We start from the raw sequence: 23,690 nt of genomic DNA on the forward strand, positions 1-23,690 counted from the left end.
TTTTCCGAAAGCCGGCAACCATCTTTCGGAACGATGCCTTAGCCGGCAAACTGAACTTATTTCTTCGAGATCGCCACGCCCCAGGGCAGCAGCCCGACCGGGATGCTTTTCACCACCTTCAGCCCCTCGACGTCGATCACCGAGACGTCGTTGGAGGTGCCGTTGGTCGTGTAGAGCTGCTTCTCGTCGGGCGTGAAGGCGAGCTGCCAGACGCGCTGGCCGACGGGCAGGTATTTCTGCACCTCGTAGGTCTTGGCATCGACCACCGCGACGCGGTTGGCCGGCCCGAGCGCGACGAAGGCGCGGGTGCCGTCCTTGGTCAGGCGCACGCCGACAGGTTGGATCTGCTCATCGGTGACGCTCGGAATCTTGAAGGTGATCTTCTTGATGACCTTGCGGGTGGCCACGTCGATCACCGAGACCGTGCCGCCGACCTCGGCCGAGACCCAGAGGAACTTGCCGTCCGCCGAGAACTCGGCGAAGCGCGGCCGGGCATCGACCAGCACGTTGTCGATCACCTCGAAGGTCTTGGTGTCGATGAAGTGGGCCATGTTGGTGGTTTCGGAGGTGTTCACGAGGATTTTGCCGTCCGGCGACAGGCCCATTCCCTCCGGCTCGACGCCCACCGGCACCTCGGCCAAAACCTTGTTCTTCTCGATGTCGAGGATGGTGACTTGGCTGTCATCCTCGTTGGCGACGTAGAGCGGGTTGCCGCTCTGATCGAGGATGAACTGTTCCGGGTCGGGCCCGGAGCGCAGGGAGCGGACCACCTTGCCGGTCGCCGTGTCGAGCACATCGATGCGGTCGTCGTCGCTGGCGCAGACGAACAGCTCCTTGTCGTCCTTGGAGAGCGTCACGCCGCGCGGGCGCCGCCCGACCTTCCAGGTCCCGGTCACCGCCACCGTCTCGGTATCGATGACCGAGACGGTGTTGGCCTTCTCGTTGGTGACGTAGGCGGTAAAGGCTTGCGCGCTCCCTGCGCTCCCGAGCGACACGCCCGCGAGCAGCGCGCATCCCAGTCCTGCCCTCAAGCGAGCGACCATCGGCGTCCTCCCTGTCGTTTCCGGCGCGTCGTCTCGCGCGCCTGCGTCCACATCGGCTGGAGCGACATGGCCCCCGCGGCCCCGTCGCTCAAACAAGAAACAGATGATCGGCCGAACCTCACCGGGCGGTGGATTGCCGCATCGCCCGGATGGCTTCCGCAAGCGGTCACGGCAGCTTGCACGCGGTCTCCGGCATGTCGGCCCCCAGCGTATCGAGCGGCGTGCGCTGGTGGATGAAGCCTTGCTCGGGCGCTACCGAGACCATCGCCTTGGGCTGCACCACGATGATCGGCTGGCGCAACTGGTGGTCCCAGGGCCGGTAGGTCAGGGACACGCCCTTATAGGCGGGCAGCGAGAATTCGGGTTTCACGAGATGGGCCGCGAGCGTGGCCGGATCGGTGCTGCGCGTCTGCGTCGCCGCCTCGCCGACCGTGCGCACGGCCGCCCAGACCTGATAATCGAGCGGTCGCATCAGGCGGCTCGCCAGCCGCCGGAAACGGTTCTGCGCCTGGGCCGCGCCCCAGGTCTCCAGGGTCGGGTGCCACGTGGTCGCGATCAGCCCCTGCGTGCCGGCCACGGGGCGCGGATCGACGGTGCGGAAGGGGACGTAATCGCCCCAATCCCCCTCCTCGTCGGCGACCACCGCCAGGTCGTAGTCGAGCCCGCGGGTGAACACCATCGCCTCGGCCCGGGTCGGCGTGTCGCCGCGGGCCTTCGCCAGGGGGCCGAAGGTCCAGGGCTTCTCCGCGGTGATCTTGAGGCCGAACTTGCGGGCGGAGTTCCGCACCGCGTCCGCGTAGGCCTTGTCGCGCTCGGTCGGGCCGGTGATCAGAAAGATCTTCCGCCAGCGCATCAGCGTCAGGTACTGCGCCAGCGCATCCGTCTGCATGGCGCGGCTCGGCAGCACGTGGAACAGGTTAGCGCGGCAATCGGCCCCGCGCAGGCGGTCGTCCGGCGCGCCGGCATTGAGGATGACCGCGCCCGTCTCCTTCAGCGCATCGGCCACCGCCAGCACCTCGGCGGCGGGCAGGGCCAGCACGAAGAACCGCACGCCCTTGTCCGCAAGCGCCTTGGCCGCCTCGACCGGATCGCGCTCGCCGTCGAGGGCGACTTCGTCCAGGGCGAAGGTCTGCTTGGTGAAGCGGCCGGTGGTGTTGTTGTCCTTCACCGCCATGCGCGCGCCGGCCACGCCGAGATCCTCGGGGTCGGCCTCGGCATCGTAGGACGAGGGCGCCGGCACCGGGCGGTAGAGGACGGCGATGTGGGTCTCGGAGCCGGGGACCGGCGCGGGCGTCTCGTTCGCAGGGGAACCCGGCGGCGGCTCGCCGGTGGCCGCCTTCGGCTCCTGGGCGCGGGCATGGATGGGAGCGGCCAGGAATGCGGCCGGGCCGGTCGCGAGACCGGCGGCGAGGAGGAGCGGAACGGACAAACGCATTGCCCGTCACGCTAGCAACATCTTGCCACCGGCCTCAACGAGAGAAGCATAAGATTTTCATAAGATAATGTGGTCGGGCGACCGTGGGGCCGGCTTTGTCAGGCGCCGCATCGCCGTTGCCGGACTTGCCGATACGCTCCGGGGACGGTCGCGCCGACGCTTGCCAAATCCTCCGGGAAACCGAGTTAAAGCCCGTCCGCGCGGCCCCGCGCCCGTCCGAGGCTCTCACCCCATGCGACTTCGCGCCCTCGTGCCCGCCCTCTTGCCCGCCCTCACCCTCCTGTCCGCGCTGAATGGTGCGGCCTCGGCGGAGGATGCGGCACGCAAGGCTGCGATCTTCCCGGCGGAGGTGAACGATCCGACGCTGGCCTATGGCCGCAAGCCGCTGCCGGCCGACCAGAAGCGCCTCGACCTCGTCACCGACGTGCTGCGCAAGCAACTTGCCGAGAAGGGCAACCTCGAAAGCGTCGATCTCAGCCCCCAGGCGGAGGAAATCCGCAAGGAGAGCCCACTCTACAAGTGCAACGACTGCGTCGCTCCGATCGCCAAGGCGCTGGGCGCGGAACTCGCCGTGACCGCCTTCGCCGACAAGGGCGCCAACCAGTTGTTCAGCCTCGTCGTCACCATCGCCGAAGCCGAGACCGGCAAGGTCGTGCGCCGGGGCCAGGTCGTGATAAGAGCCAACACCGACGACGACTGGTCCCACGCCACGCGCTGGATCGTGAAGAACCGCCTCCTGGCCGAGCCGCTGCCCGGCCGTTCCTGAAGCGGGGCTTGTGCGGGCGCGCAAGGCTGAGCAAGAACGTTTCCCGTGTCCGACATCGTATCGATTTCTTCCGCGCGTCCCCGCCTGCTCGTCAGCGTCCGTGGGCCTGACGAGGCGCTGACGGCGCTCCGGGCCGGAGCGGACCTGATCGACGCCAAGGATCCCGAGCGCGGGGCGCTCGGCGCGCTGCCGCCCGAGACCGTGCGCGCCATCGTCGCGGGCGTCGGCGGGCAAGCCGTCACCAGCGCGGTGGCCGGCGACGGTACCGGGCGCGAAATCGCCGCGGCCATCGCGGCCATTGCCGCAACCGGCGTCGATTTCATCAAGATCGCGGTTGGCGCCGCCGACGATGCCGCTCTGGCCGAGGCCGCCGCGCAGGCGCCGGGCCGGGTCATCGGCGTGCTCTTCGCCGAGGATGACGTGGCCGAGGATGGGCCGGCGCGCCTCGCCGCAGCCGGCTTTGTCGGGGCGATGATCGATACGCGCGGCAAGAGCGGCACCACGCTTACCAGCCTCATGGCCGCGCCGCAGCTGGCCGCCTTCGTCGCCGGATGCCGCACGCACGGCCTGATGAGCGGCCTTGCCGGCTCCCTCGGGCTCGGCGACATCCCGGCGCTCGCGCGGCTCGACCCCGATTATCTCGGCTTCCGCGGCGGCCTGTGCCGCGCCGGCGACCGGCGGCAGGCGCTCGATGGGGCCCGCGTCGCCCAGGCAGTCGAAGCGATGCGGGCCGGCCCGCGAGCCGACGCGGCGTGAGGCGTATGACAAGCGCCAGCCCAACCGCTCCCCGCGTCACGGGGACAATCGGCGGCGCCGTCGTCAAGATCGGCGGCAGCCTCGCCGCGGATCGCGCGCGGCTTTGCGCCATCCTCGCCGAATGCGTGGAGCAACCGCCGGTCGCGATCGTGCCCGGCGGTGGACTCTTCGCCGACGCCGTGCGCGCGACCCAAGCTGCGCTCGGCCTCGACGACGCCCTCGCCCACCGCCTCGCCCTCGACGCCATGGGCCGCACGGCCGAGGTGTTCTGCGCGCTCGAACCACGGCTCACCACCGCCACGAGCCCCGAGGCCGTTGCCGATGCCCTCGCTCAGGGCCGCTCCGTGATCTGGGATCCGGTCGCGCTCAAAGCGGGTCATGCCGATATCGCCGAGAGTTGGGACGTCACCTCAGACAGTCTCGCCCTGTGGCTCGCAGGCATGCTCGGCGTCGATCGCTGCATTATTGTGAAGTCGGCAAAACTTACCTTGCATACCGATCCCGCAGCCCTCGCACGAGCCGGCCTCGTCGATGCCGCGTTCCCGCGTTTCGCTGCCGCCTTCGGCGGAGCGATCGTGATCCGCGGCCCCGAGGATCTCAGCCAGAGGCACGCCGCATGAGCGCGCCCGAACATCTCGTCTTCATCACCGGCAAGCTGGCCCATGCCCGCCTCGAAAAGGTCGCGGCGACGCTGCCGGCCGAGCGCTTCACCTGGAGCATCGCCGATGCCGGGGTGAAGGTCGCCGCGCTGATGACGGAGGAAATCATCAAGCGGCGGGTGCAGATGCCCGAGGGCGCGACCCGGATCGTCCTGCCCGGCCGCTGCCGCGCCAACCCGGAGGCGCTGGCCCAGCACTTTGGGCTCCCGGTGGAGCGGGGGCCGGACGAGATTGTTGATTTGCCGGCTTATCTTGGTCTGACCGGGCGTAAGGTCGATCTCTCGCGCCACGACCTACGCATCTTCTCCGAGATCGTCGACGCCTCGAAGATGACGCCCGACGAGATCCTGGCGAAGGGTCTCGACCTCGCCCGCCGCGGGGCCGACGTGATCGACCTCGGCGGGCTGCCCGACACGCAGTTCCCGCATCTGGAGGACAGCGTGCGGGCGCTGAAAGGCGCCGGGCTGAAGGTCAGCGTCGATTCCTTCTCCCTCGACGAGTTGACCCGCGGGGCGCGGGCCGGCGCCGACTTCCTGCTGAGCCTCAACGAGGAGACGCTGGATCTCGCCTTCGAGACCGACGCGGTACCGATCCTCGTGCCGATGCGCCCCGACGACCTGCCCTCCCTCGACCGCGCCATCGAGCGGATGGAGCGGGCGGGCCGGCCCTACATGGCCGATCCGATCCTGGAGCCGATTCATTTCGGCTTCGTCGACTCGATCGTCCGCTACCGCGAGATCCGCGCGCGCTGGCCCAACATCGAGATGATGATGGGCACCGGCAATCTTACTGAACTCACCGAGGCCGACAGCCTCGGTGTCACGGCGCTCCTCGTCGGCATGTGCTCGGAACTCGCCATCCGCAACGTGCTGATCGTGCAGGTTTCGAACCACACCCGCCGCACGGTGGAGGAGCACGATGCTGCCCGCCGCGTGATGTACGCGGCCAAAGAGGACGCTGCCCTACCGAAGGGCTACGGCCGCGAGTTGCTGGCGCTGCACGACAAGCGCCCCTTCGTGCAGACCTCCGATGAAATTGCCGCCCTGGCCGCGGAAGTGCGCGATCCCAATTACCGCATCGCCGTCGCCGAGGACGGCATCCACGTCTACAACCGCGACCGTCACACCACCGGCACCGACGCGATGGCCTTCTTCCCCGAACTGAGCGTGGAGAGCGACGGCGCGCACGCCTTCTATCTCGGCGGAGAACTGACGAAGGCCGAGACCGCGTTCCGCCTCGGCAAGCGCTACGTGCAGGACGAACCCCTCGACTGGGGTTGTGCCGCCGACCGCACCCAGGAAGACACCACCGCCTTCAAGGCGGCCGGACCGACGAAAGCCGCCCACACCAAGCATAGCGGCCCCGAGGCGCCCGCCGCCGAGCGCGCGACCCGGACCGATCCGGAGCGGGACGCCGCACCGCCGCGGACCGAGACCGGAAGCGGCGCGGCATCGGAACGCGACCCGCTCAGCGAGCCGAAGGGTGGCCGCATCGTCTGCGGCCGGCTGGTGCCCGACGAGGACCGGAATTAGTCATTTCTGCATCGGCTTTTTCCGAAAGCCGGTGGCCACCTTTCGGACCGATGCTCGATGCCGCTGATCCTTGAGACCGTCGTCACCACCCTGTCGGCGGCAGGCGCACTGCATCTCGTGCCGTTCGGCCTGATCCGCGAGGACGAGGATTTCGTGCTCGCCCCGTTCCGCCCCTCGCCCACGATCGACAACCTCGCCGAGCGCCCCTACTTCACGGCCTCGGCCCCGAGCGACGTGCGGGTGATCGCGGGCGTCGTCACCGGGCGGCGCGATTGGCCGGTGGTGGATTGCGATCACATTCCCGGCAAGCGCCTCGCCGAATGCTTCGGCCATGCCGAGTTCGAGGTGGCGGCGATCGAGGACGATCCGCAGCGCCCGCGCTACCGCGGGCGGATGGTGCACGCCGTGAGCCACGTGCCGTTCATCGGCTACAACCGGGCGCAAGCCGCGGTGATCGAGGCGGCGATTCTGTCCACGCGGCTCCACATGCTGGAGCCGGAAAAGGTCCTGACGGAGATGGCCTATCATGCCATAGCCATTTCCAAGACCGCCGGCCCCGTCGAGCGCGAGGCCTGGGACTGGATCGAGGACAAGGTCGCGGGGGCCCTGGGACGCACCGGCCGCGTCCTCGCCGGGACGAGCCGCCCCCTGTGAGGCGCCGACAGACTGAACCGATGCTCAAGGAGATACCCGGTTTGAAGCGGATCGCATGGCTCGCTGCGGCGGCTCTCGTCGTCACCACAGTCGGGACGCAAGCCCAGCACGCGCCGACCCGACGCAAGATCGTCGAGAGCGTCACGATCGACGCCTCGCCCGACAAGGTCTGGGCAGTGATCGGCAACCCGGCCGATGCGGGCTGGATCGAGAACGTGGCGCGCGGCGAACGGCAGGGCAGCGCGGACAAGCCGGTCTTCCGGCTGACGCTGGAAAACGGCCACGTCATCGTCGAGGAGAGCCGCAAGCTCGATCCCGAGCGTAAGAGCTTCGGCTATTACATCCTCGAGAACCAGGTTACCGACCTGCCCGCCAAGGATTACTCGGCCACGATCTCGGTGCAGCCCGAGGGCGCGCAGGCGCGGGTCGAGTGGCGGGCCGCGTTCTACCGCGGCCATCCGAACAACGACCCGCCGCCCGAACTCAACGACGAGAATTCGGAGAAGCGCGTGCGGGCCTGGATTCATGCCAGCCTTGAGAACCTCAAGGCCCGGCTTGAGAAGAGCGGCTCCTGACACAAGTCGCTCGAACGAAGGGTGAGGCTGCCATGCTCGGCGGCTTCAATGGGAGGAGAAAACGCATGAAGTTCAGGACGCTCGCCGCCGTGGCGGCGCTCGCCACGGTGACTTTTTCCGCGCAAGCACATGGTCCCACGCGGCAGAAGGTGTCGGAGTCGATCGAGATCAACGCCCCCGCCGACAAGGTCTGGGCGATCGTCGGCAACTTCCAGGACGGAAGCTGGATTCCGGTGGTCGAGAAGACCGAGGGCAAGGGCGGCAACGAGGTCAAGGCGACCCGCACGCTGACCCTGAAGGGCGGCGCCACGGTCGAGGAAGAGCTCGCCAAATACGACGCCGAAAAGAAGCTCCTCATGTACCGGATCACCAAGGTCGACGTGAAGACCCTGCCGGTGAACGATTATTCCTCGACGATCGAGCTCGAGGGTGACGGCGCCAAGACCAAGATGACGTGGCGCGGCGCGTTCTACCGCGGCTACATGAACAACGATCCGCCGCCCGAGCTGAACGACGAGGCCTCCAAGAAGGCCGTGCTCGGCCTCTACAAGGCGGGCCTGGAGAACGTGAAGGCCAAGGCCGAGAAGGGCTCGTAAGGGTTTGATACGGTCTCCGCTTGATGAAAGCGGGGACCGTATCAGCAAGCCCGCGCGGCGCCTGAGCGAAGCCCAAATCCACCATCCCGAAGGGATCAAACGGATTTGGTATGACAACATACGGAGCCGGCATGCGCTGCTCACTTCGGCTCACAGGCCGGCTCCTCCCTCTCCCCTTCGCGGGAGAGGGTGGCCCCCGAAGGGGGTCGGGTGAGGGGCTGGCTCCGCATTGTCCGGAAGCGTCGCTCCCCTCTCCCGCCTCGCATCCGCGAGGCACCCTCCCCCGCAGAGGGGGGAGGGCATTTATAGCCCTTGCCTACCTTCTGACATCCGGAGCTCCCGCCCTGGCGCAGGAAGCCCTCGTCACGGCGCAGCTCGGCAACGCGGTCGAGATCATCGACCTCGCGTCCAAGACGATCCTGCAATCGATCTCCGTACCGGGGGCGCCGGCGGGCATCGCCGTCTCGCCCGACCGGAAGACGGCCTACGTCACCCGCCCCGAGGGCCACGGCGTCTCGGTGATTGATCTCGACGCGCGCCGGGTGCGTGCGAGCCTCGATCTGCCCGGCGGCCCGCTCGGCATCGGCGTCAACCCGAAATCCGGCGAGGTCTACGTCGCCGACTGGTACGGTGCGCGCGTCTTCGTGCTGCGCCCGGATGCGGCGGGCCTGACGCTGGAGGGCGAGATCGCCACCGGGAAATCTCCCTCCGGCATCGCGGTGACGCCGGACGGCGCCACGCTGCTGGTGGCCAACCGCGAATCCGACTCGGTCTCGATCATCGACGTGGGAAGCCGCCGGGAGACGCGGCAAGTGTCCGTGGGCCAACACCCGTTCGGCCTGACCCTCTCGGCGGACGGCCGCTACGCCTACACCGCCAACGTGGTCTCGAACGATGTCTCGGCCATCGACGTCGCCGCCGGCCGCGAGACCGGCCGCGTCGCCACCGGCCAGCGGCCCTACGTCATTGCGTTCGCCGCCGGCAAAGGCTTCGTGACCGACCAGTATTCCAACACCGTGACGGTGTTCGACCCGGCCAGCTTGAAGAAAGTGGCCGCGATCGATGTCGGCGATCACCCCGAGGGCATCGCCGCCACCCGCGACGGGAAGACGATCGTCGTCGCCAACTGGGGCGACAACGCCCTGAGCCTGATCGACCCGTCGAGCCTCACGGTCACCGGCACGATCACGACCGGCGACGGGCCGCGCGCCTTCGGGGATTTCCTAAGGTAAAGTCAGGCCGCCGCGGGCGGGTCGCCGGAGCCGGTCTCGGTGGGCGAGTTGAGGACGTCCTCCAGCTCATCCACGAGGCGGTCGATCTGGTCCTCGCTCGCCAGCACCCGCGTGGTCCGGCCGTCTTCGGTGACGAAGGCCAGCTCGATTGCCTCCCCGGTGCGGGTGGCCAGGATGCGGGCGAGCTTGTTTCCTGCGGTCATGCGCCTCTCCTTGTGACATGTCCCCGTCAACGCGCGGGAACGGCCCCGTTCCTCACCCGATCAATCCGACGGCTACCGCCGGGCCGCAGGTCGAAACCCAGGCCGCATCCTCACCGTTCAAGCACCCGGGGATGGTCTCGGTGAGCGGCACCGGGCGGCGTCCGAGCCGGGCGGCCAGACGCTCGGCCAGGAAGCGGCCGGCGCCGCAGACGACGAGCGGCGCATCCTCGGGCAGATCGGGGCGCGACAGCAGAATCGCGGCGGCATCGTGCAGGGGGCGCAGTTGCGCCTCGGCGAACCACGCAGCCAGCGTCCGCCATTCCTCGGCGCTCCCCTCCCCCCGGTCGCGGCCGACCATGCGGGCGAGCCGGATCTCGGTCTCGGGGATCGACTTGCCCTTCAGGTCGGCGCTGTATTGCTGGTCAGCGCCCTCCGGCAGGTCGCCGGTAAGCCGGTAGATGTCGGCGGTGCTGGCAAAAGTCTCGGCCATCAGCCGCGTGCGCCGGCCGCGCCAGGGCGCGTGGGTGGCAAAGGCGAGGAGCGGCGTGCGCACCACGCCGGTATAGACCAGCTCGCCCGTCTCCAGCCGCTCGGCGTCGCTGTAGCCCTGCGCGGCGGGCTGGCCCCCGACGATCGGGATCAGGTCGGCGGTGGTCGAGCCGATATCGACCAGCAGCGCATGAGGGACGTGCCGGCCGATCAGGGCCGCGGTGGCATGCCAGTTGGCCGAGGCGATATCGGCGGCGTGCGCGCGGGCGTTGGCGGCCGAGACGAAGCCGGCGCGGCCGGCATAGATCCGCACGCTGCCTTTGAGCGTCGCAGCCGCCCAGGCGGAAAGCTGATGCACCCCATCCGCCCGGTCGGTGAAGCAATCGGTCAGCTCGCCGGTCATGGTGACGGCGTGCGCGGCCTCGCCCCGCACCCAGTCCGGCAATTGCGCGAACGTCTCGTCGAGGGCGGGGACGCCGCGCCAGAGCCGGCAGGGCGCCTGCACCGCCTCGACCACGCGGCCCTCCTCGACGAGCGCCGCCTTGACATGCACCCCGCCGAGATCCCACCCGATGACCCTGGTTTCAGTCCGGTTCACGCGATGTCTCACGGTTCTGAGGGGCGGCCGTTTCGGCTGATCCCGGTGATCGACCTGCGCCACGGGCAGGTGGTGCGCGCCCGCGCGGGCGAGCGTGACGCCTATGCCCCGATCGACACCCCCTTGGCCAGAGGCTCGCGGCCCGCCGATGTGGCCCGCGGCCTTCTCGATGCCGTCGGGGGGGACCGGCTCTACGTCGCCGACCTCGACGCGATCATGGAGGGCCGGGCGCCCGACCGCGCCAGCCTGGAGGCGGTGGCCGGCGCCTGCCCCGGAGTGACGCTGTGGGTCGATGCCGGCTTCTCCGATTTCCCGGGCATCGAGCGTTTCACCGCGTTCGGGCTCGGTCGCCCGGTGATCGGCAGCGAGAGCCAGCGGGATGCGGATCTCGTGCGTGCGCTCGGCAACCGTGCCGTGCTCTCCCTCGACAGCCGCGGCGATGAGCGGCTCGGCCCGGACGCCCTGCACGACGATGCGGAGACGTGGCCCGAGGATGTGATCGTGATGACGCTGGCACGGGTCGGCACCGGGACCGGCCCCGATCTTTCCGGGGTGTCGCGGGCCGTCGAGGCGGGCGGGGGCCGGCGGATCTACGCGGCGGGCGGCGTGCGCGGGCCGGAGGATGTCGCGCATCTCGCGCGGAGCGGCGCTGCGGGCGCGCTCGTCGCCTCGGCGATCCATGACGGGCGGCTGCGCTGAGGTTCAGGGCAGGCCCCAAAAAGAAAGGGACGGCCGAAGCCGTCCCAATCCACTAACGTCCAAGGAAGATCGAAGCCAGTCGCTGGAGCAGACCCCGCGGTGCGGGCGGAGGCTCGCTCTGCCCAGGACTGCCTCCGATCTAAGCGTTGGCGGCGAAGGGGTGGGTCGCCGACTTACGCTGCTCCGTGACGACCGAAGCCTTCGGCTCGCCGTTGACGGCGCGCTGGATCGAGAGCTTGGTGGCCTCGTAGTTGTACTTCTGGATCTTGGCGTCGTCGGCCGCTTCCCAGTGGATGAACACGCCGACCAGCACGTACAGGTCGTCGGCTTCGTCAGCCGGGATGATGCCTTCGGCAACCGCGTCCTGCACGGCCATGGCGACGCCATGCTGGGCCGGGCCAAACATCTGGACGGCCTGACGGGCGTCGTTGATGGTGACCTTGTTGAACATCAGCGTGTTCGGCTTGCACGGCAGGTTCGGCGCGATCACGGCGAGCAGGCTGGTGAAGCCGTGCTTGTTGTTGACCAGACCGTTGCAGAAGGCCGTCTCGGCCGGCGAACCGCGCGGTCCGATGATGAGGTCGATGTGAGCGACTTCGTTGCCGTCGCCGACGAGGGCCTCGCCGACCTGAACCTTGGTGATTTTTGCCATTCGGGGTCTCTCCCTGGATTCCTGAAAAAAGGCCCGCCCTGAGAGGAGGCGGGGCCTGGAAGCCATCCTTGTTTGCGGCGCCCGGCTGAGAGCCGAGCCGGTTTGCCCGGATAGCGGGGCGGACCCTACAGCGGGCCATTCCGCCGAACAACCCGCGCAAAGCCCTGAAATCTGCGATTTTTTGGAGGCCGGGGGGCCTTGACGCGACAAGATTCGTCCCCTCGCGGGCGAGGGCTCGACCAAGGCTCAGCAAAGGCTCAGGCGCTCTCGCCGCGGGCGGACAGGAGCGCGTCGAGAAACAGCGTCGCGACGGTGAAGTCGGCACTCGTGCCAGGGTTGAGGCCGGCCTCCTTCAACGCGCGGTCGTAGGCGAGGAGTGGCTCGACCGGCGCTGCGGCGAGGTCGAGGCCCGCGAGAGAGGCCTGCGCCTGCGCCCGCACCGCCTCGGCCCGCTCGGGGCCGTGCTTGCGGGCGATGTGGCTGTCCGGCACGGCCATGAGATAGGCGAGATGAACCGCCGTCGTCGTCCAGGGCGGGACCAGCCCGCGCGCCCGCGCGCCCGCCAGCGCCGGTAGGCCGATCGCGAACAGGTCGCGAAACCCGTCCCCGTAGGCGCGGGCGATGCGGTCGCGCGGGGCGGCCTCCGCCATCGCCGCGCGCAGCGGCGGGAGCGCTTCGTCATCGGTTTGGGACACGTCGTGGCGCTCGGCCCGGCCGAGGCCGCCGGGATTGGCCCGGCGGATCGCCGCGAACACGTCGCGGGAATCGGAGGCGTCGAACCCCGCCAGCACGGCGTTCAGGGCCTCGGCCAGCGGGCCGGGCTGCTCCGCGGCATAAGCGAGCGGCGCGCAGAGGAGCAGGATGCCGAGATTGGTGTTTTGCCCGACGGCGGCGAAGGTCGCATCGACCCCATCACGCACCCGCTGACCGACGCGTGCCCCCACCGCGGCGAGCGGCGGCGCCGACACGTCGGCACTGGTGACGAAATCGGCCACGACCATGCGGTGGCCGGGGGCGTAGCCGTGGACGTTGCCGGGTTTCAGCGCATCGAGTTCGGCGAGGCAGGCGGCCCGGTAGAGGTCGGCCACGGTCGCCGCAGGCAGGCCGCCGGGCGCCGTCCCGCTCATCCGAGCGCCGAGACTAGCCGCGGCGGGCGGGCGGCGCGCACCGCGTTGAGGAAGCCACGCGCCACCGCCCCGGCGATGTCGACCTCCGTCACCTGTTGCAGGCCGGACCAGGCTGGCATGGAATTGACCTCCAGCACCAGAAAGCCGCCCTCGCCATCCTCGACGAGGTCGATGCCGGTATAATCCACGCCGACCGCGGCGGCGGCGGCCTCCGCGAGTTCGGCGGCGCGGGCCGGCACATCCCAGGCAAAGGGCCGGCCGCCGCGGTGGACGTTGGTGATCCAGCCGTCGCCCTCGCGGATCATCCCGGCGATCGCCCGGCCCTCGCAGACGAAGACGCGGTAGTCGCGCCACAGCCCGTCGGCACGGGCGACGTAGCGCTGAAGGTAGTAGACGCCGCTCACCGCCTCCTGCGCCGGCAAATCGTCGGGGTTTTCGAGGAGCATCAGCCCCTCGCCCTGCGAGCCGAACAGGGGCTTGAGTACGATCGGTTTTCCCGGCCGCGCCTCGCGGGCGACGATCTCGGCCGCCGCCTCGCGTTTCGAAACGACGAAGGTGTCGGGCGTCGGCAAGCCGGCGCGGGCGATCAGCAGCGAGGTCGCCGCCTTGTCCACCGAGCGCTCGATCGCCGACGGCCCGTTCCAGATGGTGACGCCGGAGGCGACCAGCGCGTGGAGCACGCCGAGCCGCATGGTGGTGGCCTCGAACGTGCCGCCCGCGATGGTGCGCAGCAGGACGCCGTCCGGCAGCCTATCCTCGAAGCCGGGCACCCGCAGCGGCTCACCGCCGCCGGTGACCACGGCGACGTCGGCGAGCGAGAACAGCACCGGCTCGACGCCGAAGCCGCGCAAGGCCTCCCGCAGCCGCGCCTTGTGCCAATTGCCGTTGTCGGCCGCGAGCCCGATGCGCATTCGCTCTTTTTCCGTTTTTTTCAGAGCCTGTTTGACCGACCGGGTCGGGTGTTCATGACGGTCCTCATGCTGAGGTGCCGAGCGAAAGCTCGGCCTCGAAGCACGCCGGATCGGTCGCTCTCGTAGCATCGGTTGGCCTGGAGAAGCGTCGCGGCGTGCTTCGAGGCTGCTGACGCAGCACCTCAGCATGAGGAACGAGAAGCTTGCCGAAGCAGTCCGGTCAAATTGGCTTTCGACGACCCTCTCCCGCTGGGGGGGAGGGTCTCGATCGTTGCCTCAGACGAACGAGGCGTCCACGAGCTGCGGCTCCAGCCGGCCGCCGCGGAACGACTTGCCGGTCTTGACCGAGGTGACGATGGCCTCGGCCGGCGAGAACAGCGCGCCGTCGATCTTGTAGAAGTCGCCGTTCACCCGCGAAAAGATCTCGGCGAAGGGCGCGCCGTGATCGGCCGAGGTGGTGGAGGGGATCTGCTCGGCGAGCTGCTTGGCATCCGCGTCGTCGGCATCGACGAAGAGCTGCACCCGGCCGCCATAGATGATGGCGTCGTTGGTGCGGCCCATGGCCTGGATGAAGTCCGGATGCGGCGGCGAGAGCGGGGCCGAGCCGATGCCGTCGAGGATCTTGTGCAGATCGAAGCCGACGGTGTGGGCCTTGTGCAGCGCCACTTCCAGCACGCGGGCGACGACCTGGGTCGAACCGGCCAGGCTCTGGGTCGGGGCATAGATGAAGGTCACGTTCTCCGGCGCGAGGCCGGTGGCGGCGGCGACCTTGTTGACCACCGAGGCCGGCGGCGCGCTGCCGGATTCGAGGACGAGCGCGGTCGTGGTCGCGTTATCGCGATAGCCGAGCTCCTTGTAGAGCTCCTCCACCACGGCCACCGCACGGCCGGGGCCCGAGCCGAGGGCGAAGAAGCCGGAATCGCCCTCCTCGTCGGCGAGGCTCCAGCCGGCATATTGCGAGCCGAGGCAGGCCAGGACCGGATCGGCGGAGTGGACGACGACGGTGTAGGGCCAGGAGGCGACCGGGCCGATCGGCGCGATCGTCACCGTGCCGAGGCCGCCGAGGCAGATCTCGGCGATACGCCGGCCGGCCTCGATCGAGCCGCGGGCATTGGCACCGGCATCGACGGTGCGCGCACCGTTCTCCTGGGCGACGATGAGCCGGAGCTTGGCCGCGTCAGCGACGAGGCTCTCGACCAGCGGCCCGGCCAGGGCGTTGAGGCTCGGCGCGCTCGTGTTGGAACTCATGATTGTTCTCCGTTTCCTCCAGCAGCGCGCGGACCGTCTCGGCCCTCGCCCGCAATTCTTGTTTGACCGCCGCGGCGTCCGGCCCGGAGGCCGTCACCGTGCAGAACGGTGCGTCGCGCGCCACGTGGCTGCCGGCCCGCGGCCGGTCATGCACGTGGTCCGGCCAGTCGAGCGGCGGCACCGCCGCGCAGGTCCGGGCCGCGTAACAGATCTCGGCGCCCGTCGCATCCGCCGGGGCGGCCTCGATTGACGGCATCCGGCCGAGGGCCGCCTCGATATGCTGAATCAGCAGCGGCGTCGGGCGGTGATCGAGCACGTCGAGGGTGGCGCCGGGGCGTGGATTGATCTCCAGCAGCCACCAGCTTTCCCCGTCCACGAGGCAATCGGCGCTGGCGAGGCCGGTGAGGCCGGTGGCGCGAGCGAGCCGAAGCGCCGCCTCGGCGATCTCCGCGGCGACCATGGCCGAGACCGGCTCCGCCTCGTTGCGACCGCGGGCGAGCGCGCCGGCATAGCGGAACGGCCGCAGCGGCGAGGGCGCCTGCCACTGCTCGGTCAGCGCCAGCGGTTCAATGCGGCGGCCATCGGACAGAAAGTTCAGGGCGAAGGCGCGGCCGGGCATCTGGGCCTGGAGGTAGTGGCCGGGCGGGGTCGTACCGGCCGCGCTCGCGCGGATATGCGAACCGCCGCAGCCCCCTGCCCGCTTGAGGAGCCAAGCGGCCCAATCGGCGACCGGGCCGGCGCTGACCGCCGGATGCGGGATCGCGAGGCGTTCGCACAGGGCCGCAAAACCGAGCGGATCCTTGAGGGTGGCGACTGTCTCGGGGCCGGCGCCGAGCAGGCGATGGCGGGCGGCGATCTCCGCGATGAGGTCCGGCGCGGCCTCGAAACCGCTGCCGAGCACCACGCCGAGGGTGCTACCGGCTTCCTTAGACAACGCATCGAGCCCTGCCAGCACGCCGGCCCGGTCGCGGGCACCCGCACCGAAGCGGCCGGGCAGCGGGCGGTGGCTCTCGGCCAGCGCCAGGGTGTCCTCGTCGCCGAACAGGTCGAGCACGAACGGGCGAAAGCCCGCCCGCCGCGCGGCCTGCGCCAGCGCCCGGCCGGACTGGGCGGCGATCAGGATCGCGTCGCCCTCCCGATGCGGAAGCGGGTTCAGGTTCGGGCTCAGCCGGCGATCTCGACGGCGAGCTTGTAGGCGTCGCGGAAATCGAGGCAGAGCGGCTCCTGCGCCTCCAGCATCTTGCGGAACATCCGGCACTGGGTCTGGTACTTGACGTTGCCGACCGCGAGCGCGCCGATGCCGACGCCCTTGCCGGTGGGCAGCGGAACATCGACGGCGTTCACGTCGATGCCGGCGATGCCGGCGGGCGGCACGGCGTTGACGTCGGAGGCCACCAGCAGCTTCGGCGCGGATTCGAGATCCTCCGCCGTCAGGATCGAGACGCCGGCGGGGCCGGCCGAGAGGATCACGTCGGCGTCGGTGATCGCAGCGCGGCGCGCCTCGGGCAGGGTTCCGTCCACGGCGCCGACATCGATGCCGAAGCGCCACTTCATGGTGAAGGCGATCTTCGAGACGCGCTCCTCGCCGTCATGGCCGACGAGCACGGTCTGCGCGCCCTCCAGCGCGCCGATCACTGCGGCGACGTAGGCGACGACGCCCGCGCCGCCGAAGATGACGATGCGCTTGCCCTTGAGGTCGGTCGAGAACCGCGCTTTCAGCGCCCGGTTCACCTCGGCGACCATCGCCGCGCCGGTGGTGAAGGAGCCGGCCGGGTCGGCGAAGACGTGGTTGACGAAGGGGGGCACGAAGGCCTTCTTCGCCCGGTCCACCATGTCGAGCGCCAGTTCGGCGTTCTTGCCGCCGATGAAGATGCCGGTGCGCATGCCGTCCTGCGGCGCGCGGGAGAAGATCGAATCCTGCGTCAGCGAGACGACATCGGTGAGATCGACACCGGTATAGGGGATCAGCGTCTCGAAGCCGGCATCGATCGCCATGTTCACGTCGAACGGGCTCATGTGCTTGAGCGGCGTCAGCATGTGCAGGATCGAGCGGGCCATGGTGTTCGTCCTCTCGTGACCGCGCCTTTGCCAGGCGCTTCAGGTGCAAAACCGGAACGACTGTCGCCGGTCAAGCGCAGGTTTCTTTGAACCGGGAAAAAGAAAAAGCTCTAAACTTCCGCAACCGAGGCGCCGACATTGCGTCCGCGGGCGATGACGAAGCGCAGGCGGCCGGGCCGCGCCAGCCCCGCCACCAGCGCCTCCGCCTCCTTCTGCGAGGGCACGAGCGCGAAGCCGGTCGGCCCCCAGGAGCTCTGGCCGTAGCCGGGCACGCCGGCCTGCGCGATCGCCGCGAGAGCGTCGGCCACGGCAGGGCTGGCGAAGCGCCCGCCCTGATGCGGGGCGAAATGGTCGCCGATCCGCTTCTGGATCGCGGTGATGCCGGCGCCGAACCCGTTCGGCTCGGCGGTCGCGGCGGCGGGCAGCACCTGCATCAGCACGATCCGGCAGATCTCGGCGGCCTGCCCCGCATCGAAGGGCGGCAGGTCGCGGAACGCTTCGGTCTCGCGAGAGCCATGCACACCGGTCATGGCCTCATCGAGGATCAGCACGACCCGCCAATCCTCAGGATAAGGCAAACGGGCGATGACGGGCGGCGGCGCGCCGGAGCCGTCGCGCCCGCCGTCCACGATCAGCCCGCCCTCGGTAAAGGCAGCGAGTCCGACGCCGGAGCGGTTGCCGCGGTCGAGAACGTCGGCGAAGTCCGCCGGCGCGAAAGGACGTCCGTTGAGGCGAGCCAGCGCGGCGGCGACCGCCAGCGCGAGCTGCGTGCCCGAGCCGAAGCCGGCATGAGCGGGAATCGATTCCTCGATCTCCACCGCCACGGCCTCCGGCACATCGAGATAGGCGGCGGCCGCGAGCAGGTTGGCGCGCACCCGTTCGGCCTCCGGGCCGCTGGCGGAGACGCGTTTGGCCGGGCGCGCGACGAGTTGGACGGCCGGCGCGTCGAGGGCGAGGCCGATGCTGCCGAAGCGGCGCCCGAGGCCGCCGTTGAGATCGAGGAAGCCGAAATGCAGGCGCGCGGGCGCGCGGACCCGAATGCCGGCCCCGGCCGGCCGGGATGTCGTCGTGCTCACGATCTCCGCCGTCTGGTCCGGGACCTCGGCCACGGTCTCATCCCCTTCCGCCGACGTTGCCGGCCCAGCCGGCGCGGACGCGCCCAACGATGCGGGCGGCTTCTCACATGCTGCGGCGCCCGCGACAACCTCGCTCGCGATAACCGTATCGGCATCCTGGCCAATGCCGATGCGGTTGTCGCCGCTCGGAACCGTTTTCGTGCGAAAGCGGGACGATCGGGGAGAGCGGACGACGAACGAAATCCTGACGTCAAACTTCGGCGGGGGCTTGCGGCCTCCGGCACAGGAATGCAAAACCACCCGGCTCCCTTCGCGGAGCCGGTCCGAGCCACTGCCCCCGAACCCGCATTCCGGATTTCGAGGCATCGAGGCTCCACCAGGGGCGCCCGCGCCCTTCGGACGTGACCGTCTTTCGCCCCGCCTCGACGCGGGGATGCCCGAAGAAGCGACGGTGAGGAAGCATGGCAGCCTGGGTGAAGGGAGGCGCAGCGGATGTAGACGCTGCGGTCGAGGCCGCGGCCGACCTGCTCGCCGCCTCACGCGTGCCGGTGCTGGCGGGCCTGAGCGCCGAGGTTTCGGCGCTGCGCGCCGCCTACCGGCTGGCCGAGACCCTCGGCGCCTCGCTCGACCCCGTCTCCGGCCCCAGCGTCTACGCCGAACTTGGCGCGCTCAGCGCCGGTGGTGCGATGAGCACGACACGGGCCGAAACGATCGGCCGGGCGGACGTGATCCTGATCGTCGGCAATCGTCCCTGGGACGGTGAGCTGATCGCCGAGATCGCCGCCGCGGCCCCGAGCCGCGGACGCGCGGCGGGCTCGGAGCGTGCCCTGCTCTCGCTGGGCGGTCCGCAGAACGGCGCGATCCGCCACGTCGCCTACGCGGCGGATGCCGGTGGCCTCACCATCTCGCTCGGGCACCTGCGCGCCTTCGCCAAGGGCCATCTCGCCGGTGAGGCCGCCTTTGCCGACCTCGCCAAGCGCTTGTTCGCGGCCCAGTACGGCGTCATCGTCTACGACCCGGAAGAGGTCGGCGAGCTCGGCGCGGAGATGCTCCAGGGTCTGATCCGCGACCTCAACGAATCCACCCGCTTCTTCGCGCTGACGCTGGCCGACCCGTTCCAGGGCCGCGCGGCGGTGCAACTCTCCGCCTGGACTACGGGACAGGCGCCGCGGGTCGGTTTCGGCCGGCATCAGCCCGAGCACGATTCCTGGCGCTTCGACAGCGCCCGCCAGATCGCCGCGGGCGAGGCCGACGCCGCCCTGTGGCTCGCCTCGCTTCCCGCCCCGCGCCCCGCTTGGCTCGGCAGCCTGCCGACGATCGCCATCGTCGGCGAGGGCTCCCAGGAGGCCGCGGGCGAGACGGCGGAGGTCGTCATCACCGTGGGCGTCCCCGGCCAGAGCGTCGGCGGCGCACTCTGGAACGACCGGCGCGGCGTCATCGCCTATGCCGAGGCCAGCGATCCCGCGAAGACGCCGGCTGAAACGGAGACTGCGGCCGGCGTGCTCACCCGCATCCGCGACCGCCTCATCGAGAAGGGTGTCTCATGCTGACCCGTATCCACGGTGGACGGGTGGTCGATCCCACAGCCGGGCGCGACGCCGTCGGCGACGTCTGGATCGAGGATGGCCGCGTCGTCGCCCCGAGCGAGCGCGCCCCCGATCAAACCATCGACGCCACGGGCTGCGTGGTGATGGCCGGCGGCGTCGAGGTCCACTCGCACATCGCCGGCGGCAACGTGGTGATGAGCCGCCTGCTGCTGCCCGACCTCTACGTCAGCGAATCCGCGCCTAACGGCCATCCCTTCGCCCATGCCGGCGGCTCGGGAAGCTGGATCGGCGCCAATTACGCGCGGATGGGCTACACCACGGCGGTCGAGCCGGCGCTGCCGCCCTCGAACGCGCTGGCGACCCATCTCGAACTCGCCGACATCCCGCTGCTCGACCGCGGCGGTCTCGCGGTGCTCGGCAACGACGATCACCTGCTCCAGCTCCTGCGCGACGGCGAGGGCAAGCAGGCTGTGCGCGATCTCGTGCAGCAGACCCTGGCCCATTCGCGGGGTCTGGGCGTCAAGTGCATCAACGCGGGCGGCGCCTCGGCCTTCAAGGACGGCGTCTTGAAGCTCAGCCTCGACGACGAGATCCCCTGCTACGGGCTCTCGACGCGCAAGATAATGTCGGCCCTGCTCGACGCGGTCGAGGAGATCGGCGTGCCGCACCCGCTGCACGTCCACTGCAACAATCTCGGCCTGCCCGGCGCCGACGACTCGCTCATCGCGACGCTGGAGGCGGCCGAAGGCCGGCGCATCCACTTCGCCCACGCCCAGTTCTACGCCTACGGCGTGGTTGATCCCGAGAATCCGATGACCGGCGGCTTCCGCTCGGCGGCCGAGCGGATCAACGCGGCGATGGAGGCGCACCCCAACGCGACCTACGACGTGGGTCAGGTGGTGTTCGGCCAGACGGTGACGATCTCGCTCGACATCCTGCGCCAGTTCGGCGGCCGCAAGGGCGCCAAGCCGAAGAAGTGGGTGATCTCGGCGGGTGATGCCGAGGGCGGCGGCGTAGTGCCGTTCCTCTATCGGCCGCGCGGTCCGGTCTCGTCGCTGCAATGGGCGATCGGCCTGGAGCTGATGCTGCTCTCGAGCAACCCCGAGCGCACCATCCTGACGACCGACCACCCCAATGGCGGCGTCTTCACCGAATACCCGCGCATCATCCACCTGCTGATGGATGCCGAAGAGCGCGCGAAAGAGATCGCGACGCTGCCGGCGATCGTCGGCGAACGCTCCGGCCTGCCGAAGATCGAGCGCGAGTACAGCTTCAGCGAAATCGCGCAGCTCACCCGCTCGGGTCCGGCCAAGCTCCTCGGCCTGACCGATCGCGGCCACCTGCGCGAGGGCGCCAAGGCCGACGTCGCGATCTACCGCGACGATCGGGATCGCACGGCGATGTTCTCCCGCGCCAAGCTGGTGCTGAAGGACGGCCAGCCCATCGTCGAGGATGGCGAGGTCGTCGCTTGGTTCTCGGGCAAGACGCTCAGCCTCGACGTCGAGGCCGATGCGGGCATGGAAAAGCGCGCCGAGAGCTACCTGCAGGATCGCTTCGGCGCTGGGCTCGACACCTTCGCGGTGCCGGACGCCGCCTTCCCGGAGAATACCGGGACGTTCGAAGACGTGGCGTGCCGGGCGTGATGTCGAGGGTGATGGAATCGAATCGATGAGCGACTTCACCCTCAACGGCATCAAGGTCGAGGACACCTTCGCCGAAGCCTTCGACGTCGCGGGCACCGCGATCATCGTCACCAACGACACGCCGAAATGGGCGATGATCGCGGCGACGGTGATGACGGGCTTCGCCACCTCGGTGATCGGCTGCGGTGCCGAGGCCGGTATCGATGCCGAGCTCTCCCCCGACGAGACGCCGGACGGACGCCCGGGCGTGCGCATCCTGCTGTTCGGCTTCGAGCCGAACGGGCTGAAGGACCAGCTCCTCAAGCGCGTCGGCCAGTGCATCCTCACCTGCCCCGGCACCGCCTGCTTTGCCGGCGTCGAAGGCCCGACCAAGATCAAGCTCGGCGGCGCGATCCGCTATTTCGGCGACGGCTTCGCGGTCGCCAAGCGCCTGCCCGACCATGAGGGCAAGATGCGCCGCTACTGGCGCATTCCCGTCATGGACGGCGAGTTCCTATGCGAGGATTCGGTGCGCGCGGTCGATGGCGCGGTCGGCGGCGGCAACCTGCTGTTCCTCGGCCGCAAGCATGCGGACACGCTCATCGTCGCCGAGATCGCGGTCGAGGCGGCGAAAGCCATCCCCGGCGCGATCCTGCCCTTCCCCGGCGGCATCGTCCGCTCCGGCTCGAAGGTCGGCGGGCGCACCAAGGGCATGATGGCCTCGACCAACGACGCCTATTGCCCGACGCTGAAGGGCCGAGCCGGCTCGGCGCTGCCGCCCGAATGCGGCGTGGTGCTGGAAATCGTCATCGACGCCCTGACCTCGGCGGCGGTCGCCGAATCGATGCGCGCGGCTTTGCACGCCGCCACCGAGATCGGCGCACAGCACGGCCTCGTCGCGGTCACCGCCGGCAATTACGGCGGCAATCTCGGCCGGCATCATTACCACCTCCGCGACCTGTTGGAGAAACCCGCCGCATGAGCACGCTGAGACTGCGCGGTGATCTGCCGGAGCGGGTCGACCTTCTCAACATCACCCCCCTCGCCCTGAGCGGTCTGTCCGAGGCCGAGGCGGGCAAGCTCGCCATCGGCACGAGCCGCCGCGGCCTGACCCTCGGCGACGTGTTCGAGATCAGCCTCGACGGCTCCGACAGCCTCGTGATCGAGGGCGGCTCGTCCCGGCTCGACCGGGTGGGTGCGGCGCTCTCGCAAGGCTCGATTCGGGTCGAGGGCGATGTCGGCCAGCGCCTCGGCGAAGGCATGGCAGCGGGCACCCTCACCGTGACGCGGGCTCCGCCGGCCCCTATGCCGGCACGGGTGCGACCGGCGGCACGATCACGATTCAAGGCGATGCCGGCGACCACGCGGGCGGCGCCGTCTACGCCGCCAAGGCCGGGCTCGACGGCGCGACGCTCGTGATCAAGGGCGCGGCCGGCGACCATCTCGGCGACCGCATGCGCCGCGGCATGATCCTGGCTGGCTCCGCGGGCGCCTTCGCGGCCTCCCGCATGATCGCGGGCACGATCGTCGTCTCCGGCGCGCTCGGCGACCATCCCGGCTACGGCATGCGCCGTGGCACCCTGATCGCCGGCAGCCACGGCACGCTGCTGCCGACCTTCGTCGAGACTGGCACCCCCGACCTCGTCTTTGTCCGGCTGCTGGCCCAGAGCCTCAAGCATCTCGGCGCGGCGCAGGCCAGCCTTCTCAGCGGCACGCTGCGGCGCTACTCCGGCGATCTCGCGACGCTCGGCAAGGGCGAACTGTTCGTTCCGGCCTGATTTCGTGCCGGCCTGATCCGGCACGATTTTTCCAAAGACCGCCGGCAAGTCGCAGAAAAATGACTTGCCGGCCTGCCGGATTCTCCCACCTTGCCTTGGACCGAGGCGCGGGACACCGATCCGGTCGAGCCGACCGCGCCCCCTCCGAGCCGAGGCCGCGCGCATGTTCCTGCTCCTGTCCGTCTGCCTGATCGCCCAGCCGGCGAAGTGCCACGACGAGCGGATCAACCTGAACTACGACAACCCGAATCCCTTCCTGTGTCTGCGCAACTCGCAGAGCACGCTCGCGGCGTGGCAGGAGGAGCATCCGGACTATCACGTGAAGAGTTGGCGCTGCGCCCCCAGGGCGAGCCTGCCGACGGACCTGTAGGACCAACCTGCGAGCGGACCGGGAAAAGCCGGCAATGCGAGCCGGCTTGAGACCCTGCCCCGGC

At 69.8% G+C, this 23,690-nt stretch carries 24 protein-coding genes and 1 pseudogene; 14 read left to right on the forward strand and 11 right to left on the reverse strand.

The window, feature by feature from the left end; genetic code table 11:
* Positions 1-56: 56 nt before the first annotated feature.
* Positions 57-1,043 (reverse strand): YVTN family beta-propeller repeat protein, encoded by a 987-nt coding sequence (locus M2437_RS23760; protein ID WP_253388849.1) that lies wholly within the window; start codon positions 1,041-1,043, stop codon positions 57-59.
* A gap of 166 nt (positions 1,044-1,209) precedes the next feature.
* Positions 1,210-2,478 carry an ABC transporter substrate-binding protein gene (locus tag M2437_RS23765; protein ID WP_253388850.1) on the reverse strand — a complete coding sequence of 423 codons (1,269 nt, stop codon included), beginning with the start codon at positions 2,476-2,478 and terminating at the stop codon, positions 1,210-1,212.
* Between the two features lie 232 nt (positions 2,479-2,710).
* On the opposite strand from M2437_RS23765, the gene M2437_RS23770 reads away from it, so the two are divergent.
* The 8 genes from M2437_RS23770 (at position 2,711) to M2437_RS23805 (ending at position 9,248) form a co-directional block, all read left to right on the forward strand.
* The gene (locus M2437_RS23770; protein ID WP_253388851.1) at positions 2,711-3,244 is read left to right on the forward strand and encodes a DUF3280 domain-containing protein; all 534 of its coding nucleotides are present in this window, start codon (positions 2,711-2,713) and stop codon (positions 3,242-3,244) included.
* Between the two features lie 45 nt (positions 3,245-3,289).
* Positions 3,290-4,000, forward strand: coding sequence for a (5-formylfuran-3-yl)methyl phosphate synthase (locus tag M2437_RS23775; protein WP_253388852.1), 711 nt, complete (start codon positions 3,290-3,292; stop codon positions 3,998-4,000).
* Positions 4,001-4,005: 5 nt separating this feature from the next.
* Entirely contained in the window at positions 4,006-4,620 is a 615-nt protein-coding gene (locus M2437_RS23780) for an amino acid kinase family protein (RefSeq protein WP_253389666.1), read from the forward strand.
* On the forward strand, positions 4,617-6,191 hold the full coding sequence (locus M2437_RS23785; protein WP_253388853.1) for a DUF6513 domain-containing protein: 1,575 nt from the start codon (positions 4,617-4,619) through the stop codon (positions 6,189-6,191). Before M2437_RS23780 ends, M2437_RS23785 begins: the two co-directional genes overlap by 4 nt.
* 57 nt (positions 6,192-6,248) lie before the next feature.
* Positions 6,249-6,845: a DUF447 domain-containing protein gene (locus M2437_RS23790; RefSeq protein ID WP_253388854.1), complete on the forward strand. Its 597-nt coding sequence runs from the start codon at positions 6,249-6,251 to the stop codon at positions 6,843-6,845.
* Positions 6,846-6,865: 20 nt separating this feature from the next.
* On the forward strand, positions 6,866-7,420 hold the full coding sequence (locus tag M2437_RS23795; protein ID WP_277570394.1) for an SRPBCC family protein: 555 nt from the start codon (positions 6,866-6,868) through the stop codon (positions 7,418-7,420).
* Between the two features lie 65 nt (positions 7,421-7,485).
* Positions 7,486-8,016 (forward strand): SRPBCC family protein, encoded by a 531-nt coding sequence (locus tag M2437_RS23800; RefSeq protein ID WP_015822376.1) that lies wholly within the window; start codon positions 7,486-7,488, stop codon positions 8,014-8,016.
* A 131-nt stretch (positions 8,017-8,147) separates the two neighbouring features.
* Positions 8,148-9,248, forward strand: a complete 1,101-nt coding sequence (locus M2437_RS23805; RefSeq protein ID WP_253388856.1) for a YncE family protein — start codon at positions 8,148-8,150, stop codon at positions 9,246-9,248.
* A 2-nt stretch (positions 9,249-9,250) separates the two neighbouring features.
* Here M2437_RS23805 and M2437_RS23810 read toward each other — a convergent pair whose 3' ends face one another.
* A complete protein-coding gene (locus M2437_RS23810) occupies positions 9,251-9,451 on the reverse strand; it encodes a hypothetical protein (protein ID WP_003604767.1) in 201 nt (66 codons plus the stop codon).
* Positions 9,452-9,503: 52 nt separating this feature from the next.
* Complete coding sequence (locus M2437_RS23815) at positions 9,504-10,538, reverse strand: hydantoinase/oxoprolinase family protein (RefSeq protein WP_253388857.1); 1,035 nt, start codon at positions 10,536-10,538, stop codon at positions 9,504-9,506.
* A gap of 3 nt (positions 10,539-10,541) precedes the next feature.
* Here M2437_RS23815 and M2437_RS23820 point away from each other — a divergent pair, with 3 nt between their 5' ends.
* Entirely contained in the window at positions 10,542-11,237 is a 696-nt protein-coding gene (locus M2437_RS23820) for a HisA/HisF-related TIM barrel protein (protein ID WP_253388858.1), read from the forward strand.
* A 139-nt stretch (positions 11,238-11,376) separates the two neighbouring features.
* On the opposite strand, the gene fae is transcribed toward M2437_RS23820, so the two are convergent.
* From fae to M2437_RS23855, 7 genes are all read right to left on the reverse strand, one after another.
* The gene (gene fae / locus M2437_RS23825) at positions 11,377-11,889 is read right to left on the reverse strand and encodes a 5,6,7,8-tetrahydromethanopterin hydro-lyase (protein ID WP_003604760.1); all 513 of its coding nucleotides are present in this window, start codon (positions 11,887-11,889) and stop codon (positions 11,377-11,379) included.
* Between the two features lie 257 nt (positions 11,890-12,146).
* On the reverse strand, positions 12,147-13,016 hold the full coding sequence (locus M2437_RS23830; RefSeq protein ID WP_253388859.1) for a triphosphoribosyl-dephospho-CoA synthase: 870 nt from the start codon (positions 13,014-13,016) through the stop codon (positions 12,147-12,149).
* The gene (locus M2437_RS23835; RefSeq protein ID WP_253388860.1) at positions 13,013-13,927 is read right to left on the reverse strand and encodes an ATP-grasp domain-containing protein; all 915 of its coding nucleotides are present in this window, start codon (positions 13,925-13,927) and stop codon (positions 13,013-13,015) included. The genes M2437_RS23830 and M2437_RS23835 overlap by 4 nt, the downstream gene beginning before the upstream one ends.
* Positions 13,928-14,203: 276 nt before the next feature.
* Positions 14,204-15,175: a methenyltetrahydromethanopterin cyclohydrolase gene (gene mch / locus M2437_RS23840; RefSeq protein ID WP_003597572.1), complete on the reverse strand. Its 972-nt coding sequence runs from the start codon at positions 15,173-15,175 to the stop codon at positions 14,204-14,206.
* A complete protein-coding gene (locus M2437_RS23845; RefSeq protein WP_253388861.1) occupies positions 15,105-16,229 on the reverse strand; it encodes an ATP-grasp domain-containing protein in 1,125 nt (374 codons plus the stop codon). Before M2437_RS23845 ends, mch begins: the two co-directional genes overlap by 71 nt.
* A 110-nt stretch (positions 16,230-16,339) precedes the next feature.
* Entirely contained in the window at positions 16,340-17,233 is an 894-nt protein-coding gene (gene mtdB / locus M2437_RS23850; RefSeq protein ID WP_253388862.1) for an NAD(P)-dependent methylenetetrahydromethanopterin dehydrogenase, read from the reverse strand.
* A 110-nt stretch (positions 17,234-17,343) separates the two neighbouring features.
* Positions 17,344-18,342 (reverse strand): beta-ribofuranosylaminobenzene 5'-phosphate synthase family protein, encoded by a 999-nt coding sequence (locus M2437_RS23855; RefSeq protein WP_253388863.1) that lies wholly within the window; start codon positions 18,340-18,342, stop codon positions 17,344-17,346.
* A 428-nt stretch (positions 18,343-18,770) separates the two neighbouring features.
* Between M2437_RS23855 and fhcB the strand changes: the two genes are divergently transcribed.
* The 5 genes and pseudogenes from fhcB to M2437_RS23880 all read left to right on the forward strand — a co-directional run bounded on the left by fhcB (position 18,771) and on the right by M2437_RS23880 (position 23,626).
* Complete coding sequence (gene fhcB, locus M2437_RS23860) at positions 18,771-19,859, forward strand: formyltransferase/hydrolase complex subunit B (RefSeq protein WP_012752614.1); 1,089 nt, start codon at positions 18,771-18,773, stop codon at positions 19,857-19,859.
* Positions 19,853-21,499 carry a formylmethanofuran dehydrogenase subunit A gene (locus M2437_RS23865; RefSeq protein ID WP_253388864.1) on the forward strand — a complete coding sequence of 549 codons (1,647 nt, stop codon included), beginning with the start codon at positions 19,853-19,855 and terminating at the stop codon, positions 21,497-21,499. The genes fhcB and M2437_RS23865 overlap by 7 nt, the downstream gene beginning before the upstream one ends.
* 25 nt (positions 21,500-21,524) lie before the next feature.
* Positions 21,525-22,460 (forward strand): formylmethanofuran--tetrahydromethanopterin N-formyltransferase, encoded by a 936-nt coding sequence (gene fhcD, locus M2437_RS23870; protein ID WP_003597588.1) that lies wholly within the window; start codon positions 21,525-21,527, stop codon positions 22,458-22,460.
* Positions 22,457-23,256, forward strand: a pseudogene (locus M2437_RS23875) (formylmethanofuran dehydrogenase subunit C). The gene fhcD and the pseudogene M2437_RS23875 overlap by 4 nt, the downstream one beginning before the upstream one ends.
* A gap of 163 nt (positions 23,257-23,419) precedes the next feature.
* Positions 23,420-23,626 carry a hypothetical protein gene (locus M2437_RS23880; protein ID WP_253388866.1) on the forward strand — a complete coding sequence of 69 codons (207 nt, stop codon included), beginning with the start codon at positions 23,420-23,422 and terminating at the stop codon, positions 23,624-23,626.
* Positions 23,627-23,690: the final 64 nt, after the last annotated feature.

Source organism: Methylorubrum pseudosasae, assembly GCF_029504475.1.
Classification (GTDB): domain Bacteria; phylum Pseudomonadota; class Alphaproteobacteria; order Rhizobiales; family Beijerinckiaceae; genus Methylobacterium; species Methylobacterium extorquens.

What these genes read in the sequence shown, in the direction of transcription:
- M2437_RS23795 (WP_277570394.1), top strand. Translation starts at nt 6,866, where the DNA reads ATGCTCAAGGAGATACCCGGTTTGAAGCGGATCGCATGGCTCGCTGCG.
- M2437_RS23800 (WP_015822376.1), top strand. Translation starts at nt 7,486, where the DNA reads ATGAAGTTCAGGACGCTCGCCGCCGTGGCGGCGCTCGCCACGGTGACT.
- M2437_RS23865 (WP_253388864.1), top strand. Translation starts at nt 19,853, where the DNA reads ATGCTGACCCGTATCCACGGTGGACGGGTGGTCGATCCCACAGCCGGG.
- M2437_RS23765 (WP_253388850.1), bottom strand. Translation starts at nt 2,478, where the DNA reads ATGCGTTTGTCCGTTCCGCTCCTCCTCGCCGCCGGTCTCGCGACCGGC.
- fae (WP_003604760.1), bottom strand. Translation starts at nt 11,889, where the DNA reads ATGGCAAAAATCACCAAGGTTCAGGTCGGCGAGGCCCTCGTCGGCGAC.
- M2437_RS23770 (WP_253388851.1), top strand. Translation starts at nt 2,711, where the DNA reads ATGCGACTTCGCGCCCTCGTGCCCGCCCTCTTGCCCGCCCTCACCCTC.
- M2437_RS23880 (WP_253388866.1), top strand. Translation starts at nt 23,420, where the DNA reads ATGTTCCTGCTCCTGTCCGTCTGCCTGATCGCCCAGCCGGCGAAGTGC.
- M2437_RS23780 (WP_253389666.1), top strand. Translation starts at nt 4,006, where the DNA reads ATGACAAGCGCCAGCCCAACCGCTCCCCGCGTCACGGGGACAATCGGC.
- M2437_RS23835 (WP_253388860.1), bottom strand. Translation starts at nt 13,927, where the DNA reads ATGCGCATCGGGCTCGCGGCCGACAACGGCAATTGGCACAAGGCGCGG.
- M2437_RS23760 (WP_253388849.1), bottom strand. Translation starts at nt 1,043, where the DNA reads ATGGTCGCTCGCTTGAGGGCAGGACTGGGATGCGCGCTGCTCGCGGGC.
- M2437_RS23810 (WP_003604767.1), bottom strand. Translation starts at nt 9,451, where the DNA reads ATGACCGCAGGAAACAAGCTCGCCCGCATCCTGGCCACCCGCACCGGG.
- M2437_RS23805 (WP_253388856.1), top strand. Translation starts at nt 8,148, where the DNA reads ATGCGCTGCTCACTTCGGCTCACAGGCCGGCTCCTCCCTCTCCCCTTC.
- M2437_RS23820 (WP_253388858.1), top strand. Translation starts at nt 10,542, where the DNA reads ATGTCTCACGGTTCTGAGGGGCGGCCGTTTCGGCTGATCCCGGTGATC.
- mtdB (WP_253388862.1), bottom strand. Translation starts at nt 17,233, where the DNA reads ATGGCCCGCTCGATCCTGCACATGCTGACGCCGCTCAAGCACATGAGC.
- M2437_RS23830 (WP_253388859.1), bottom strand. Translation starts at nt 13,016, where the DNA reads ATGAGCGGGACGGCGCCCGGCGGCCTGCCTGCGGCGACCGTGGCCGAC.
- fhcB (WP_012752614.1), top strand. Translation starts at nt 18,771, where the DNA reads ATGGCAGCCTGGGTGAAGGGAGGCGCAGCGGATGTAGACGCTGCGGTC.
- M2437_RS23785 (WP_253388853.1), top strand. Translation starts at nt 4,617, where the DNA reads ATGAGCGCGCCCGAACATCTCGTCTTCATCACCGGCAAGCTGGCCCAT.
- M2437_RS23790 (WP_253388854.1), top strand. Translation starts at nt 6,249, where the DNA reads ATGCCGCTGATCCTTGAGACCGTCGTCACCACCCTGTCGGCGGCAGGC.
- mch (WP_003597572.1), bottom strand. Translation starts at nt 15,175, where the DNA reads ATGAGTTCCAACACGAGCGCGCCGAGCCTCAACGCCCTGGCCGGGCCG.
- fhcD (WP_003597588.1), top strand. Translation starts at nt 21,525, where the DNA reads ATGAGCGACTTCACCCTCAACGGCATCAAGGTCGAGGACACCTTCGCC.